The organism is Pseudomonas sp. (assembly GCF_035512415.1).
GTDB lineage: Bacteria > Pseudomonadota > Gammaproteobacteria > Pseudomonadales > Pseudomonadaceae > Aquipseudomonas.
Map to the genome: position 1 here is coordinate 167,381 of NZ_DATKDZ010000013.1, position 14,539 is coordinate 181,919.

General features: G+C 62.7%; 12 protein-coding genes and 1 pseudogene. 11 read left to right on the forward strand and 2 right to left on the reverse strand.

What is annotated here, in order from left to right; genetic code table 11:
• Window positions 1–41 precede the first annotated feature (41 nt).
• The 4 genes from VMP31_RS06355 to VMP31_RS06370 all read left to right on the forward strand — a co-directional run bounded on the left by VMP31_RS06355 (window position 42) and on the right by VMP31_RS06370 (window position 4,542).
• Complete coding sequence (locus VMP31_RS06355) at window positions 42–1,187, forward strand: efflux RND transporter periplasmic adaptor subunit (protein ID WP_325505214.1); 1,146 nt, start codon at window positions 42–44, stop codon at window positions 1,185–1,187.
• The gene (locus VMP31_RS06360) at window positions 1,184–1,879 is read left to right on the forward strand and encodes an ABC transporter ATP-binding protein (RefSeq protein ID WP_325505216.1); all 696 of its coding nucleotides are present in this window, start codon (window positions 1,184–1,186) and stop codon (window positions 1,877–1,879) included. The genes VMP31_RS06355 and VMP31_RS06360 overlap by 4 nt, the downstream gene beginning before the upstream one ends.
• On the forward strand, window positions 1,866–3,080 hold the full coding sequence (locus VMP31_RS06365) for an ABC transporter permease (RefSeq protein WP_325505218.1): 1,215 nt from the start codon (window positions 1,866–1,868) through the stop codon (window positions 3,078–3,080). Before VMP31_RS06360 ends, VMP31_RS06365 begins: the two co-directional genes overlap by 14 nt.
• 265 nt (window positions 3,081–3,345) lie before the next feature.
• Window positions 3,346–4,542, forward strand: coding sequence for an ABC transporter permease (locus tag VMP31_RS06370; RefSeq protein ID WP_325506102.1), 1,197 nt, complete (start codon window positions 3,346–3,348; stop codon window positions 4,540–4,542).
• Window positions 4,543–4,658: 116 nt separating this feature from the next.
• Here the strand turns inward: VMP31_RS06370 and VMP31_RS06375 are convergent, their stop codons facing one another.
• Both VMP31_RS06375 and VMP31_RS06380 read right to left on the reverse strand, forming a co-directional pair.
• The gene (locus VMP31_RS06375; RefSeq protein ID WP_325505220.1) at window positions 4,659–6,035 is read right to left on the reverse strand and encodes a TRAP transporter large permease subunit; all 1,377 of its coding nucleotides are present in this window, start codon (window positions 6,033–6,035) and stop codon (window positions 4,659–4,661) included.
• Window positions 6,028–6,573: a TRAP transporter small permease subunit gene (locus VMP31_RS06380; RefSeq protein WP_325505222.1), complete on the reverse strand. Its 546-nt coding sequence runs from the start codon at window positions 6,571–6,573 to the stop codon at window positions 6,028–6,030. The genes VMP31_RS06375 and VMP31_RS06380 overlap by 8 nt, the downstream gene beginning before the upstream one ends.
• A 188-nt stretch (window positions 6,574–6,761) precedes the next feature.
• Here VMP31_RS06380 and VMP31_RS06385 point away from each other — a divergent pair, with 188 nt between their 5' ends.
• The 7 genes and pseudogenes from VMP31_RS06385 to VMP31_RS06415 all read left to right on the forward strand — a co-directional run bounded on the left by VMP31_RS06385 (window position 6,762) and on the right by VMP31_RS06415 (window position 14,320).
• Complete coding sequence (locus VMP31_RS06385; RefSeq protein ID WP_325505224.1) at window positions 6,762–7,862, forward strand: TRAP transporter substrate-binding protein; 1,101 nt, start codon at window positions 6,762–6,764, stop codon at window positions 7,860–7,862.
• Window positions 7,863–8,260: 398 nt separating this feature from the next.
• A pseudogene (locus tag VMP31_RS06390) lies at window positions 8,261–8,494 on the forward strand (chemotaxis protein); the annotation flags it as partial.
• A 32-nt stretch (window positions 8,495–8,526) separates the two neighbouring features.
• Window positions 8,527–9,888: a cache domain-containing protein gene (locus VMP31_RS06395; protein ID WP_325505226.1), complete on the forward strand. Its 1,362-nt coding sequence runs from the start codon at window positions 8,527–8,529 to the stop codon at window positions 9,886–9,888.
• A gap of 29 nt (window positions 9,889–9,917) precedes the next feature.
• Entirely contained in the window at window positions 9,918–10,550 is a 633-nt protein-coding gene (locus VMP31_RS06400) for a response regulator transcription factor (RefSeq protein WP_325505228.1), read from the forward strand.
• Window positions 10,551–10,891: 341 nt separating this feature from the next.
• Entirely contained in the window at window positions 10,892–11,560 is a 669-nt protein-coding gene (locus VMP31_RS06405) for a TIGR04211 family SH3 domain-containing protein (protein WP_325505230.1), read from the forward strand.
• A 370-nt stretch (window positions 11,561–11,930) separates the two neighbouring features.
• The gene (locus VMP31_RS06410; RefSeq protein ID WP_325505232.1) at window positions 11,931–13,307 is read left to right on the forward strand and encodes a hemolysin family protein; all 1,377 of its coding nucleotides are present in this window, start codon (window positions 11,931–11,933) and stop codon (window positions 13,305–13,307) included.
• Window positions 13,304–14,320: a CNNM domain-containing protein gene (locus VMP31_RS06415; RefSeq protein WP_325505234.1), complete on the forward strand. Its 1,017-nt coding sequence runs from the start codon at window positions 13,304–13,306 to the stop codon at window positions 14,318–14,320. The genes VMP31_RS06410 and VMP31_RS06415 overlap by 4 nt, the downstream gene beginning before the upstream one ends.
• Window positions 14,321–14,539 lie beyond the last annotated feature (219 nt).

Below are 14,539 nucleotides of genomic sequence, written 5' to 3' on the forward strand. Positions count from 1 at the left end.
TTCCCGCTGGCCTAGGCTGAAAGCGACTTGTGGAGGGATTGATGGGCAGATCATGGATAGCCGTGCCGTTATTGCTGGTGCTGGCGGCAGGGCTGTGGTGGTGGAACCGGCCGCAGCCGCTGCCGGTACGCCTGGTCGAGGTGATGCGCGGCCCGGTGGAAAGCCTGGTGGCCAATACCCGCGCCGGTACGCTCAAGGCCTGCCGGCGTACCCTGCTGTCCTTTAATCAGGGCGGCCGGGTCGAGCAGCGTCTGGTCGAAGAGGGCCAGCGGGTGGCGGCTGGTGAGGTGCTGATGCGCCTGCGCCAGGACGAATTGCAGGCGCGCCTGCGCGAGGTCGAGGAGCGCTTGCTGGGCCTGCGCAACCAGCGCGAGCAGCGCTGTCTGCAGGCCGATCTGGAGCGCCGCGACCACCAGCGCCTGGCGCAGTTGCAGGCGCGTCAGCTGGTGGCCGAAGACCGGGTCGACCAGAGCGCCACCCGCGCGCGCCTGTCCGCCCTGGCCTGTAGCGGGGCCGCGGTGGCGATCCGCGAAACCGAGGCCAGTCTGGCCCTGCAGCGCGCGTTGCTGGATCAGGCCACCCTGCGCGCGCCGTTCGCCGGGATCATCGCCGAGATCAGTGGCGAGGTCGGCGAGTTCGTCACCCCTTCGCCACCGGGCATTCCCACCCCGCCGGCGGTGGACCTGATCGACGACAGTTGCCTGTATGTCGAAGCGCCGATCGACGAGGTGGACGCCGCCAGGGTCAAGCCCGGCATGCCGGTGCGGATCAGCCTGGATGCCTTTCGCGGCGAGCACTTTGCGGGGCAGGTCAGCCGTATCGCGCCCTTTGTGCGCGACCTGGAGCGCCAGGCGCGTACCGTCGATGTTGAGGTGCGTTTCGGCCCGGTGCCGGCCGAACTGGCCCTGCTCACCGGCTACAGCGCCGATGTGGAAATCCTTCTGCAACAGCGCCCCGAGGCCCTGCGCATTGCCACCGAAAGCCTGCTGGAGGGCAGCCGGGTGCTGCGTTATGACCCGGCGGCGGGGGTGCTGCGCGAGGTTGAGCTGCGCCTGGGCCTGGCCAACTGGCGCTGGACCGAGGTGCTCGAGGGCCTCAGCGAAGGCGACCGCATTCTCGCCAGCCTGGAGCAGGAGGGGCTGGCCGATGGCGTGGCGGTGGTGCCCGAGGACGAGGCCGGGCCATGATCCGCCTGAGTGCGGTCAGCCGCTGCTTCGTCCTCGGCGATCAGCAGGTCAAGGGCCTGGATCAGGTCGATCTGCAGGTCAGCCCGGGCGAATACCTGGCGGTGATGGGACCGTCCGGTTCGGGCAAGTCGACCCTGCTGAATATCCTCGGTCTGCTCGATGCGCCGGACAGCGGCGAGTACTGGCTCAATGGCGAAGCCACCGCGAGCCTGGACGAGATCCGTCGGGCCGAACTGCGCAGCCGCCATATCGGCTTCGTGTTCCAGTCCTACCACCTGATCCCGCGCCTGACTGCCCTGGAAAATATCGAGCTACCGATGCTCCTGGCCGGTATCGAACCCGCCGAACGCCAGCGCCGCAGCGCGCGCCTGGTGGAGCGGCTGAACCTCGGTGATCGGGTGCGCCATCGCCCGGCCGAGCTGTCCGGCGGCCAGCGTCAGCGCGTCGCCATCGCCCGTGCCATGGTTATGCAGCCGGCGCTGCTGCTGGCCGACGAGCCCACCGGCAACCTCGATAGCCATTCCGGTGCCGAGGTGATCCGCCTGCTTGAAGAGCTTAACGACGAGGGCCTGACCCTGCTGATCGTTACCCACGACGCCGCCCTCGGTGCCCGCGCCCGGCGCTGCCTGCGGATGCGCGACGGGCGCATTATCGAAGATGTGCAGCAGGAGCAGGGCAATGCGCGCGGCTGACGCCCTCGGCCTGATGCTCGGCGCGTTACGCGGGCACCGCTCGCGCAGTTTGATGCTGCTGCTCGCCATGGCCATCGGCGTGGTCGCGGTGAACCTGCTCACGGGGCTGGCCGAAGGCGCGCGGCAGTTCGTCATCGGCGAATTCTCCATGCTCGGGCGCAACACCCTGATCGTCCTGCCGGGGCGCAAGGAAACCACCGGCGGCATGCCGCCGCTCACCGGCCTGGCCACCCGCGACCTGACCCTGGGCGATGCCGAAGCCATCGGCCGCCTGCCCAGCGTGCGCCGGGTCGCGCCGCTGCAGGCCGGGCAGGTTGAGGTCAGTGTCGGCAACCGTTCGCGCGAGGCCTTTACCCTCGGCACCAGCCACGAATTTTTCGCCATCCGCCAGCTCGACGTGGGCCAGGGTCAGATCCTTCCGGCGCTGGCGCTGGACCAGGCCGAAGCGGTCTGCGTGATCGGCGCGACCCTACGCCGCGAGCTGTTCGGCAGCGGCCCGGCATTGGGCGAGTGGCTGCGCGCCGGTGACCGGCGTTTCCGGGTGGTGGGCATTCTCGGTGAGCGCGGCGAATCCTTGGGCATGGATTTCGGCGAGATGCTGATTATTCCGGTGGCCAGCGCCCAGGTGCTGTTCAACCGTGAGGGACTGTTCCGGGTCTTTGCCGAGCTGCGCGGGCCGCACTTTCTCGCCAGCGGCAAGCGGCAGATTATCGACACCATCAAGGCCCGCCACGAGGGCAAGGACGACGTCACCCTGATCAGCCAGGACAGCATGCTCGCCGCCTTCGACGGCATTCTCGGGGCCCTCGGCCTGGCCCTGGCCGGCATTGCCGCGATCAGCCTGCTGGTGGCCGGCATCCTGATCATGAACGTGACCTGGATTGCGGTGAACCAGCGCACCGCCGAGATCGGCCTGCTCAAGGCCCTGGGCGCGCGCCCGGCACAGGTGCGCTTGTTGTTCGTTGGCGAGGCGGCGCTACTGGCCGTGGCCGGCGGCCTGATTGGCCTGGGCTTGAGCGAGGCGCTGCTCTGGCTCGGCCGTCAGCTATGGGAGATTCCTTTGCAAACGCCGGTTTGGGCGCGAGTCGGTTCGCTGCTGCTGGCCAGCCTGGCAGCGCTGCTGTTCGCCTGGCTACCGGCCAACCAGGCGGCGCGAATGGAACCGCTGGCGGCGTTACGCCCGCCGGGAGCCAGGGCATGAGCGGTCATGGTGCGCACGGTCTGGGCGGCCCCGCGACACCCTACGGGTCGGGCGCGCTGTCTGAGGTAAACCACCGTCAATCTTCCGTAGGAGCGGTGGGAGACACCTTGTCCCATGCCCGCGAAGCGCTTGTGGCGTTTGTGACGGTTGGGCGGGCGCAGGTGAAAAAAACCGGTGCGCACGGCGCACCCTACGGGTGGAGCGCGTTGTTCGGGGTAGGGTGCGCCGTGCGCACCAATCGCCCATACATAAGGTCACTGCCATGATGCGCTGGCAGGATGGCCTGCGGCTGACCACCACGACCCTTACCAGCCGGCCGTTGCGTAGCCTGTTGACCCTGCTCGGGGTGGCCATTGGCATTGCCGCGGTGGCGCTGCTTACCGCCATGGGCGAGGGCCTGCGTCTGTATGTACTGGATAACTTCTCCCAGTTCGGCACGCGGATTATCGCCATCCATCCGGGCAAGACCCAGACCGGTGGCCTCGGCGGCATCCTCAGCAGCGTGCGCCCGTTGAGCCTGACTGATAGCGACGCCCTGCAGCGCCTGCCGCATATCGCCGCGGTGGTGCCGATTATCCAGGGCAGCGGTGATATCCAGTTCGGGGTGATGAGCCGGCGTAGCGACATTATTGGCGGCGGTCATCAGCTGGCCGAGGCCTGGCGTTTCCGGGTGGCCCTGGGGCAGTTTCTGCCGCCGGCCCGCGACGGCCGCTCGCCACCCTATGTGGTGCTTGGGCACAAGCTGCGCCAGGAATTGTTCGGCAGCGCCAACCCCCTGGGCGAGCTGGTGCGGGTCGGCGGCATGCGTTTCCGGGTGATTGGGGTGATAGAGGAGAAGGGCCAGCTGCTCGGCTTCGACCTCGACGATATCGCCTATATCCCGGTGGACTGGGCGCAGAGCCTGTTCAACCGCGATGGCCTGATGGAGATCAATGTGATGTTCACTGCCGGCATCGGATCGCAACAGTTGAGCGAGCGGATTCGTCAGCTGCTGATCGAGCGCCATGGTGAGGAGGATTTCAGCCTGACCACCCAGGACGACATGCTCGCCAGCCTGGATCGCATCCTCGGCACCCTGACCATCGCCATCGCTGCTCTGGGCGGTATCAGCCTGCTGGTGGGCGCGGTGGGCATTCTTACCATCATGACCACCACGGTCGGCGAGCGTACCGCCGAGATCGGCCTGCTGCGCGCCATCGGGGCCACGCCGCGGCAGGTGCTGGGGCTGTTTCTCGCCGAGGCGGCGCTACTGTCCCTGGCCGGTGGGCTGCTTGGCCTGCTGTTGATGGGGCTGCTGATGGCGCTGTTGTACGTCAGCCTGCCCGGCTTGCCGCTTAGCCTGGCCCCGGAGTTTCTGCTGCTGGCCCTGCTGCTCTCGGCGCTGATCGGCCTGCTCGCCGGCATCGCCCCGGCCCGCCGCGCCGCCCGCCTGCACCCGGTGGATGCACTGCGCAGCGAGTAAGGGAAGGGTGGGCATGGCGCGCCACTGGAGCAAAAGGATAGGGCGGACATGCTGAAGGGTTGTCCGCCATTAGCGCAGCGGGTGGACAAGGTTGAACACCCTGTCCACCCTACTTGCTACTTGCCGTATACCTGTTCCGGCAGCCAGGTAATCAGGCCGGGGAACTGGTAGGCGATTACCAGCAGACCGATCTGGATCAGGATAAACGGCAGTACGCCCTTGTAGATGGTGCTGGTCGGCACCGACGGCGGGGTGACTCCGCGCAGGTAGAACAGCGCAAAGCCGAACGGCGGGGTGAGGAAGGAGGTCTGCAGGTTAAGGGCGATCATCACCCCCAGCCATACCGGGTCCAGCCCCATGGCCAGCAGTACCGGGCCGACAATCGGCACCACCACGAAGGTGATCTCGATAAAGTCGAGGATAAAGCCGAGCAGGAAGATCACCACCATCACCAGGAAGAACGCGCCGAGCACGCCGCCGGGCAGCTGGGCGAAGATGTCCTCGATCATCGCTTCGCCGCCGAAGCCGCGGAACACCAGGGAAAACAGCGAGGCTCCGATCAAAATCAGGAACACCATGGCGCTGATTTCGGTGGTGCCGTAGGCCACCTGGCGCAGCTGGCTGAAGTTCAGCTTGCCTTTGTACAGAGCCAGCCCCATGGCACCGAGGGCACCCAGGGCGGCAGCTTCAGTGGGGGTCGCGTAACCGGCGAGGATCGAGCCGAGCACCGCGCCGATCAGCAGCAGTGGCGGTACCAGGGCGTTGATCAGCTTGCCCCACTCGATAGGGCCGAGTTCTTCCTGGGGCAGGGCCGGCAGCTTCTTCGGCTGGAAGATCGCTACGCCGATGATATAGAGGATATACAGGCCCACCAGCAGCAGGCCCGGCAGCAGCGCGCCGACGAACAGGTCGCCAACCGAAACGGTCTTCGGCGAGAAGATGCCCATCTTCAACTGCGCCTGTTGGTAAGCGCTGGACATCACGTCACCGAGCAATACCAGCACGATCGAAGGCGGAATGATCTGCCCCAGGGTGCCGGTAGCGGCCAGGGTACCGGTGGCAATTGCCGGGTCGTAACCGCGACGCAGCATGGTTGGCAGCGCCAGCAGGCCCATGGTCACCACAGTGGCCCCGACGATACCGGTGGAGGCGGCCAGCAGCGCGCCGACTACGCACACCGAGATCGCCAGACCGCCGCGCAGGGTGCCGAACAGCCGCGACATGGATTCCAGCAGATCTTCGGCGACCCTGGACTTCTCCAGCATCACCCCCATAAACACGAACAACGGCACCGCCAGCATGGTCTGGTTGTTCATGATGCCGAACAGGCGGTTGGGCAGGGCGCTCAGGTAACCGCCATCGAAGGTGCCGGTGAGAATGCCGATACCGGCAAACAGCAGCGACACGCCGCCCAGGGTGAAGGCCACCGGGTAGCCGGCCATCAGCGCCGCACAGATGCTGATAAACAGCAGAATCGCCATCAACTCAACCATGCGTCACCTCCACAGCGGGGAGACGACCGGTGAGGATGTAGGCGGATTTGATCAAGTTGGCAATTCCTTGCAAGACCAGGCTGAACACCAGCACCAGGATGATGCTTTTCTGCAGATAGACGAACTTCAGGCCGCCCGATTCGCTGGAGCCTTCCAGGGTCGCCCAGGAGTTGCTGACGTAATCCCAGCTGGCCCAGCCCAGGAACAGGCACACCGGCAACAGGAACAGCAGGGTGCCGAGGCCATCGATCAGGGCTTGGCGGCGGCCGCTGAACTTCTGATAGAAGATATCCACGCGGACATGGCCATTGCATTGCAGCACCCAAGCGGCCGCACCCATAAACACCAGGGCGTGGGCATAGAGCACCGCTTCCTGCAGGGCGGTCGCGCCGATGCCGAAGCCGTAGCGCAGGACCACCACGATGGCGGTACCCAGTACCAGGAACAGGGTGAGCCAGGCGCAGGCCTTGCCGAGCCAGGTGTTTATCGAGTCGATAAGTCGCGCGATGCTCAGCAACGGAGGAGGAGATGTCGTCATGGCAGATCCTTATTGTTATGAGCCAAGAAGGCCTGGGATTCTAGGTGGCGGGGTAAAAGCGTCGCAACTCGCAATACTACGTACGTAGTCGCTGCGCTTGAGGGATGCTGGTGCCTATGATAGTCAGTATTAGCTGATTGCTGGCGATCCCAGTGTTCAGCCCCTTAACAACAACAAGGAACCTTTACATGAAACGTCGTCAAATTCTCGCAGCAGCGGGTGTAGGCCTTGCAGCCACGGCCTTGGCCGGTTGCAAAGACAAGGCTGAGACCGTCGCCAAGCCTCAAGAGGGCGCGGGTGCTCAAACCTTCAACTGGAAAATGGTTACCTCCTGGCCGAAGAACTTCCCCGGCGTTGGCGTGGGGGCCGAACGCTTCGCCAAGCTGGTTGAGGAAATGAGCAACGGCCGCCTCAAGGTCAAGGTATATGCCGCCGGCGAACTGGTACCGGCGCTGGAAGTATTCGATGCAGTCTCCCGCGGCACCGCGGAAATGGGCCATGGCGCGCCTTACTACTGGAAAGGCAAGGTGCCAGCCGCGCAGTTTTTTTGCGCCCTGCCGTTTGGCCCCAACGCCCAGGAAATGAACACCTGGCTGCACCGTGGTGGCGGCATGCAGCTGTGGGAAGAGGTGTACAAGCCGTTCGGCGTGCTGCCGATGGCCTGCGGCAATACCGGCGTGCAGACCGCCGGCTGGTTCAATAAGGAAATCAACAGCGTCGACGACTTCAAGGGCCTGAAGATGCGCACCCCGGGCCTGGGCGGCGAAGTGCTGACCAAGATGGGCGGCACCGTGGTCAACCTGCCGGCCGGCGAGATCTTCACCGCGCTGCAGACCGGTGCCATCGACGCCACCGAGTGGATCGGCCCGTACAACGACCAGGCCCTGGGCCTGCACAAGGCGGCCAAGTACTACTACACCCCGGGCTGGCAGGAGCCGAGCGTACTGTTCGAACTGGATATCAATATCAAGGCCTGGGAAACCCTGCCGGCCGACCTGCAGGCTATCGTCCGCGCTGCGGCTCGCGATGTGAACGGCGACATGCTCGACGATTACAACGGCAAGAACATGGAAGCCCTGGAGCAACTCAAGAGCGAAGGCGTTGAAGTGCGCCGTCTGCCGGACGAAGTGCTGGCCAAGCTCAAGGAAGTGGCCGCCGAAGTGGTCGACGCCAGCGCCGCCGCCGACCCGGTCGCCGCCAAGGTGTGGGAGCAGCAGAAGGCTTATCTGCAGCGCCTGTACGACTATGCCGAGTTCAATGAAAAGGATATCTACAACATCCGTGGCTGATTCCAGAGCCATCAAAAACGCCGGCATCGCGCCGCGAGCCGTTGACTTAATCTGTTGAAAATCAAAGGCCCGGTGAAGTACAGGATATCCTCGTATTTCACTGGGCCTTTGGCCTAACCCAAGGCGCATTGCAGGTGCTTTCTTGCCCTTGCCGCCCTTCAGCACGTAGTTCTCTACCACTCGCAGGATATCGAGCAGGTTTTTAAACCTGATTCGGGCTGTACGCAGGCGTAGCCGCTCCATGCTCGCCCAGTATCCGGCTGGGAAGAAATGCTTCGCTCCACAAGCGATTGGCATCGGCTCGGCGCGATTTGATCCCGTCTTGAAACGCTGCCCGCATCCCAGAGTCTTGGTCGAGAAAGCGTCTGAGTTTTTCAACAGGCGACTCAGGCCACACCTCGCTCGCTGCCATCGGTGAGTTGATTGCTACAATCAGCGACATGAACGCGCAGATCGCCAGCGCCGCCGAAGAGCAAACTGCGGTATCGGAAGAGATCAACCGCAGCATCCAGCAGATCGCCACAGCGGTGGACAGCGTCGCCGACGAGACCCAGCAGGGCGCACAGACCGCGCTCAGTCTGGCCGAGCTCAGCGACAATCTGGGTGCCCTGGTACGTCAATTCCGCATTTAGATTGCTGTGTTTTTTCTGGAATAACGTAACCCATGCAACTCAAACACAAGATAGTCGCACTCAGCGTGCTGCCGTTACTGTTGGCCGTGGCGGTGGTGTGTGTGCTGGTGTTTTTTCAGAACCAGCGCCTGGGCGATCAACAGGCGCGCCTGATCGAAAACAGCATCCTGGCGAGCAAACGCGCCGAGCTCAAACACTATGTCGAGATGGCCCTGAGCATCATTTCGCCGCTGTACGAAAGCGGCCGCGACGATGCCGAGATCAAACAACAGGTGTTAGGGGTGCTGGCCAGAATCAGCTTCGGCAGCGACGGTTACTTCTTCGTTTACGAAAGCAACGGGCGCAACCTGATGCACCCGCGCCAGGGCGAGTTGGTCGGTAAGGATTTATGGGACATGACCGACCCGCGCGGCTTGCTGGTCATTCAAGCATTGATGCAAAGCGCGCAAAGCGGTGACGGCTTCCAGCATTACGCCTGGCAGAAGCCGTCGACCGGCGAGGTGACCGACAAGCTGGCCTATGTGGTCATGCTTGAGCGTTGGGGCTGGATGCTTGGCACGGGGATTTACCTGGAAGACGTCGACCAAGCGATTGCCCAAGTGCATAACGAGGCTACCAACGGCATCCATGCCACCATGCTGGCGATTGCCGGCCTGGCCCTGGTCGCGGTGCTGCTGGTATTCGCCGGCGGCCTGGCGCTGAACCTCAGCGAGCATCGCCTGGCGGATCGCAAGCTGCAATTGCTCACCCAACGCATCGTCAGCCTGCAGGAAGAGGAGCGCTCACGGGTCTCGCGCGAACTGCACGACGGCATCAGCCAACTGCTCGTCTCGATCAAATTCCAGTTCGAACTGGCCAGCCTCGAACTGGCCGCAGGCAATGACCAGGGCCTGGACACGCTGCACAAAGGCACCGAGCGGCTGGCGGGTGCCATCGGTGAAGTGCGGCGGATTTCTCACGACCTGCATCCCTCGCTGCTCGACACCCTCGGCCTGCCTGCCGCGATTGGTCAGTTGGTCGCCGAGTTCGAGCAACGTAGCGGCCTGTTGATCGACTACAAGAATGACCTAGGCGATACACTGCTTAACGATGGGATGGCGGTGGCGCTATTCAGGATTCTGCAAGAAGCGTTGACCAACATCGAGCGCCACGCGCAAGCGCACACTGTCGCCATTAGCCTCGACGGCAGGGCGCAACGGGTGCGTTTGCGGGTTCGCGACGACGGCGTCGGTTTCAGCCCCAGGCATTTCGACACCCTTACTGGCGGTATTGGCTTGCGCAACATCCGCGAGCGTGTCGAACATTTTGGCGGGCGCTTCGCCCTTACATCGCAACCTGGCCAGACGGAGCTGATGGTGACGCTGCCGTTACCGACCCCCAGCCCACTCGACTGAAGCAACCAAAACAACAAGAGCACGCACTCATGACCGCTGCCACCATACGAATCGCCCTGATAGACGACCATGCCTTGGTGCGCGAAGGTATTCGCGCATTGCTCGAGGTGCTGCCTCATTTCCAGGTGGTCGGGGAAGCCGGCAGTGGTGCCGAGGCATTCGAGCTGATGCAGCGCACGCAAGTCGACATCCTGCTGATGGATGTTGGTTTGCGCGATATCAATGGGCTGGAACTGACCCGCCAATTGCGCGAACGCCACCCCGCGATAAAAGTGTTGATCCTGAGCATGTACGACAATCAGGAATACGTGAGCACCTCGCTGGCGGTGGGTGCCAGTGGCTACGTTTTGAAGGAAGCGCCTTCCCGTGAAATCGTCGCGGCTATCGAAGCAATCGCAGCCGGTGGCAGTTTCTACAGCGGCGATATCGCGCGCAAGTTGGTCAAACCCATCCCCAGCGAAGACGAACTGACCCCGCGCGAACGCGAGGTGCTGCTGATGCTCGCCCAAGGCCTGAATAACAAAATCATGGCCCGCACTCTGCAGATCAGCGTACGCACCGTTGAAACCCATCGCCTGAGCATCAGGCGCAAACTGGCTATCGACAAGCCGGCAGACCTGCTCAAGCATGCCCTGGCCCATGGTTGGATACCCGACAGCTAGCAGGCGGTTAAAAAGGCTATGTGTGCGCCAGTACAAACTGGCAAGAGGTAGTCGGTGCAAGTTCGAGATGAGAACGAAGTGGCCAATCATCTTGGCCCCCCAGTCAGGCGTTGGGCGTCGCGAGGCGGCTAGCCGCCGATCTTTCACCCATAACTTCGAGTGAACTCCAGCCGCATGCCGACTGTCTGTCTGCTGTCGGCCCATCGGGTGGATTGCCTGGCCATTGGCCATGCGCTGCCTCCATTCCACCCAGATCGCGTTTCTGTCCAAATAATTTGCCAGGCCGGCTTTTATCGCGCCCGTTCGAGGGTTTTGTTCTATTGCCATGTGAAGATTGCCCTATGTCCCTATCCCGCCAGTCCCCCTTCCGTGTTTCCCCGTTGCTGCGTCGCGCCCGTGCTGCCTGGCTGTGTGCTGGCCTGCTGATGGTGGGTGCCCCGGCCTCCGCCGAGGAGGCCACGAGCAATCAGCGCTGGGTCAGCGATAGCCTGAATACCTATGTGCGCAGCGGGCCGACTGATGGCTATCGCATCGTCGGTACGCTGGTTTCCGGGCAGAAGGTCGAGCTGTTGCGCAGCCAGGGGGATTACAGCCAGGTGCGTGGCGACAACGGCAGCGCCGTGTGGATTCCCAGCCGCGATCTGCAGGACGTCCCCGGTCAGACCGAGCGCCTGCCGCAACTGGAGCAGAAGGTGGCCGAGCTCAGTGCCGAGCTGGCGAGTATCGACGACACCTGGAAGGCCCGCGTGCAGGGCATGCAGGAAACCCTGGATGCCCGCAAGGCGCTGATCGACGAGGCGCAGACAGCCCGCGCGGCGCTGGACGGCGAGCTGAGCCTGGCGCTCTCCGAGCTGCGCGAGGTGCAGGCTCAGTTGGGCGAAGAGAACCAGCAGGTGCTGATGCGTTATATGGTCTACGGCGGCAGCATCGCCGGTGCCGGGCTGTTCGCCGGGCTGCTTCTGCCGACCCTGCTGCGGGTGCGGCGCAAGCGCAATGATCAGTGGGTCTGATGACCTGAAAGGGTAGGGGCGCACGGTGCCCCCTACGGCGTTAGGTGCGTAAGTGCACCCGCCTGACCAGTCAGTGGCAGTCTCAATGCGCTGGAGCCAGACTTCGAGTAAACGATCACTGCCCACTTTTATGACGGTGTTTGCGTGATTGGAATGCGGTTGTGCTGGTGGCAACCAGCTGCGCATTTCCATTTTCTAGGCCATGGGTTGATGAGAGCCGGCATTCACAAACGGAAAAGGTTCTCTGGCTAGACGACACGAAGCAAACGCCCGTATTCTCTCGATCCCTTAGCCGCATGGACTCCTTCGTGGACCCCAGCCCCGCAACACCCAGCCGCTGTCCAGCTCCTCAATTTGGTCTTGCAGCCAAATGATCGAACCTATTCTTACCCTTCTTCTTGGCATCCTAGTCATCCTGGCGATCATCGCGGTGAATGGCTACTTTGTTGCGCAAGAATTTGCCTATATGGCGGTCGACCGCACCCGGCTTGCAGCATTGGCGGCTGCAGGTGATACGTCGGCAAAACGCGCACTGGCCGTCACGAATCGCACAAGCTTTATGCTGTCGGGTGCCCAACTGGGCATTACCGTCACAGGCCTGCTTGTGGGTTATGTTGCTGAACCGCTCGTCGGCGAATCATTAGGCGTTCTGCTCGCAGGAACCGGTATTCCGGTTGAAGCCAGAGTGGCGGTCGGCACAGGTCTGGCGCTGGTAGCGGCGACGATTATCCAAATGATCGTGGGTGAGCTTTACCCGAAAAACCTGGCCATCGCCAATCCTGAGCCGCTGTCGCTCGGGCTGGCCCGCTCCACGCTCTTTTATATGTCGGCCTTCGGCTGGTTGATCAGCTTCTTCGACAAGTCGGCCAACCTGTTCCTGAAGCTACTGCGTATCGAGCCTATTCATGACCTCGACGTGAGCGCCTCGGCTACCGATCTGCCGCACATCATTGCTGACTCACGCGACAGCGGCGATCTGCCACGTGAGCTTTCGCTCATGATGGATCGCATCCTCGACTTCCCGCAGCGCAACGTCGAGCACGCAATGGTGCCCCGCTCCCAAGTTGACTGGGTCGAGCCCGATACGACGCTCGAAGAGCTGCGCGGCCTGATGGCGCGAGCCCACACCCGCTACCCGGTGATTGATGACGATGATGCGCCAGTAGGCGTTGTCCATCTCGCCGACGTGCTGGCGCGTCTCGACGCGGGCAACGGTCACGAAACCGTTGCGTCGCTGATGCGACCTGCCAAGGTACTGCCGACGCTGATGCTGCTGCCAGACGCGCTTGACCAGTTGGTGCAAACAACCAACCAGTTGGCCTGCGTTATCGACGAGTACGGCGGTTTCGCTGGGGTGCTCACGATTGAAGACCTTGCCATGGAAATCGTTGGTGAGATCACCGATGAGCATGATGCTGAAGTCGGCGATGCCATCGTCGCCGAGGGTAACGACACCTGGACCATGGAAGGCGACGTTCACCTCGACGAGGTTCGGCGCATTATTGGCCACGACCTGCCGCGCGTTGATGTCGAGACGGTTGCCGGCATGCTGATCGCCGAGCTTGGCGCACTGCCAGCGCAAGGCGACACCGTTACCATTGATCTGCCTATCGATGCTGCTGAGCTAATTTCCGACGAACCTGTAAGGTATCGACTCGAAGTCGATGTGCTGCGCATTGAACGACACGTACCAACTGAAGTTCGTGTGCGACTGGTCAAGGTACCTATGGCGGAGGAAGAGCAATGAATGATCCGCTGATAGTCACGATAGCGACAGTCGCGCTCATCGCCCTGAGTGCCTTGTTTGTTGTTATCGAGTTCGCGTTGCTCGGCGCTCGCCGGCATCGCCTTGAAGAGCTGGCCGTCAACAGTCTGTCCGCTCGAGCCGCGCTGCGCGGCATGAATGATCTGACCTTGATGCTTGCCGGTGCTCAGCTGGGCATCACGCTCTGTACCTTTGCCCTGGGTGCGGTGACAAAACCTGCGGTCGACGTTTGGCTCGGCCCGGTGTTCACCGCGTGGGGCTTGCCTGGGTGGGCTGCCGGTGGCGCAGCTTTCGGTTTCGCGCTTTTCCTGGTGACGTTCCTGCATCTGGTTGTCGGCGAGATGGCACCCAAGTCCTGGGCCATTGCCCACCCGGAAAGATCCGCTCTGGCAATTGGTATCGTCTCGCGCATCTATATCTGGCCGCTGCGTCCGCTGTTGAGCTGGGTGAATCGAATCGCCAACCGTCTGGTGACGGCCTCAGGCGTTGAGCCCGTCGAAAGCGCTGCAGTTGGCGGTCAGGATATTGAGACCATCCGCCAGCTGGTTGAGCATTCGGCAAAGGTCGGCACGCTGATGCCGCAGATGCAGCAGCAGCTTTCAGGCTTGATCGACCTAGGCACGCTGCCCGTGGAAACGCTGCTGGTCGAGGGTGAGGAGCTGGTTCACGTTACGCGGGATGCGACGGTGGCGGATGTTCGCGCTGCCGCCATCCAGTCTGGACACTTGCGCATTCTCGTGTTGGGCACCGAAGGGATCCAGCCGACGGTGGTTCACGTACGCGACACCTTGCTTGAGCCAGAGACTCGGTCTGCGCATGAGCTTGCCCGCGAAGCTTTTGTGCTCGACGCGAAAACCCCCGTCTATGAAGCGCTTACGCGCATGCGCAAGTCGAGCGTTCAGCTTGCTTTAGTCATGAGTGCGGATCGCTTGCTGGGCGTTGTAACGCTGGCCGACATCCTCAAGCGAGTACTCCCTGCGGCCTCTAATGCTTAGCAGCCGCGCGCATAAATGCGGGGAGTTCTCGTAGCTACTTGGCAGTTATACCTTTACAGGGAAAGACGATTTTCATCTGAGCTTCGTTGGCTGATCATGACTTGAAGCTGCTGACTGGCCACCTTGGATCGAAAGCAGCATGACCTGGATGGCTTCCTCGGGGCGTTTTCTGCTGGTCATGATTTTGCCATCTACATGCTCAAACCGAGTGCAAACGCT

Bases quoted from the DNA above. Each gene is read 5' to 3' on its own strand.
- VMP31_RS06355 (WP_325505214.1), top strand. From the start codon at position 42: ATGGGCAGATCATGGATAGCCGTGCCGTTATTGCTGGTGCTGGCGGCA.
- VMP31_RS06360 (WP_325505216.1), top strand. From the start codon at position 1,184: ATGATCCGCCTGAGTGCGGTCAGCCGCTGCTTCGTCCTCGGCGATCAG.
- VMP31_RS06365 (WP_325505218.1), top strand. From the start codon at position 1,866: ATGCGCGCGGCTGACGCCCTCGGCCTGATGCTCGGCGCGTTACGCGGG.
- VMP31_RS06370 (WP_325506102.1), top strand. From the start codon at position 3,346: ATGCGCTGGCAGGATGGCCTGCGGCTGACCACCACGACCCTTACCAGC.
- VMP31_RS06375 (WP_325505220.1), bottom strand. From the start codon at position 6,035: ATGGTTGAGTTGATGGCGATTCTGCTGTTTATCAGCATCTGTGCGGCG.
- VMP31_RS06380 (WP_325505222.1), bottom strand. From the start codon at position 6,573: ATGACGACATCTCCTCCTCCGTTGCTGAGCATCGCGCGACTTATCGAC.
- VMP31_RS06385 (WP_325505224.1), top strand. From the start codon at position 6,762: ATGAAACGTCGTCAAATTCTCGCAGCAGCGGGTGTAGGCCTTGCAGCC.
- VMP31_RS06395 (WP_325505226.1), top strand. From the start codon at position 8,527: ATGCAACTCAAACACAAGATAGTCGCACTCAGCGTGCTGCCGTTACTG.
- VMP31_RS06400 (WP_325505228.1), top strand. From the start codon at position 9,918: ATGACCGCTGCCACCATACGAATCGCCCTGATAGACGACCATGCCTTG.
- VMP31_RS06405 (WP_325505230.1), top strand. From the start codon at position 10,892: ATGTCCCTATCCCGCCAGTCCCCCTTCCGTGTTTCCCCGTTGCTGCGT.
- VMP31_RS06410 (WP_325505232.1), top strand. From the start codon at position 11,931: ATGATCGAACCTATTCTTACCCTTCTTCTTGGCATCCTAGTCATCCTG.
- VMP31_RS06415 (WP_325505234.1), top strand. From the start codon at position 13,304: ATGAATGATCCGCTGATAGTCACGATAGCGACAGTCGCGCTCATCGCC.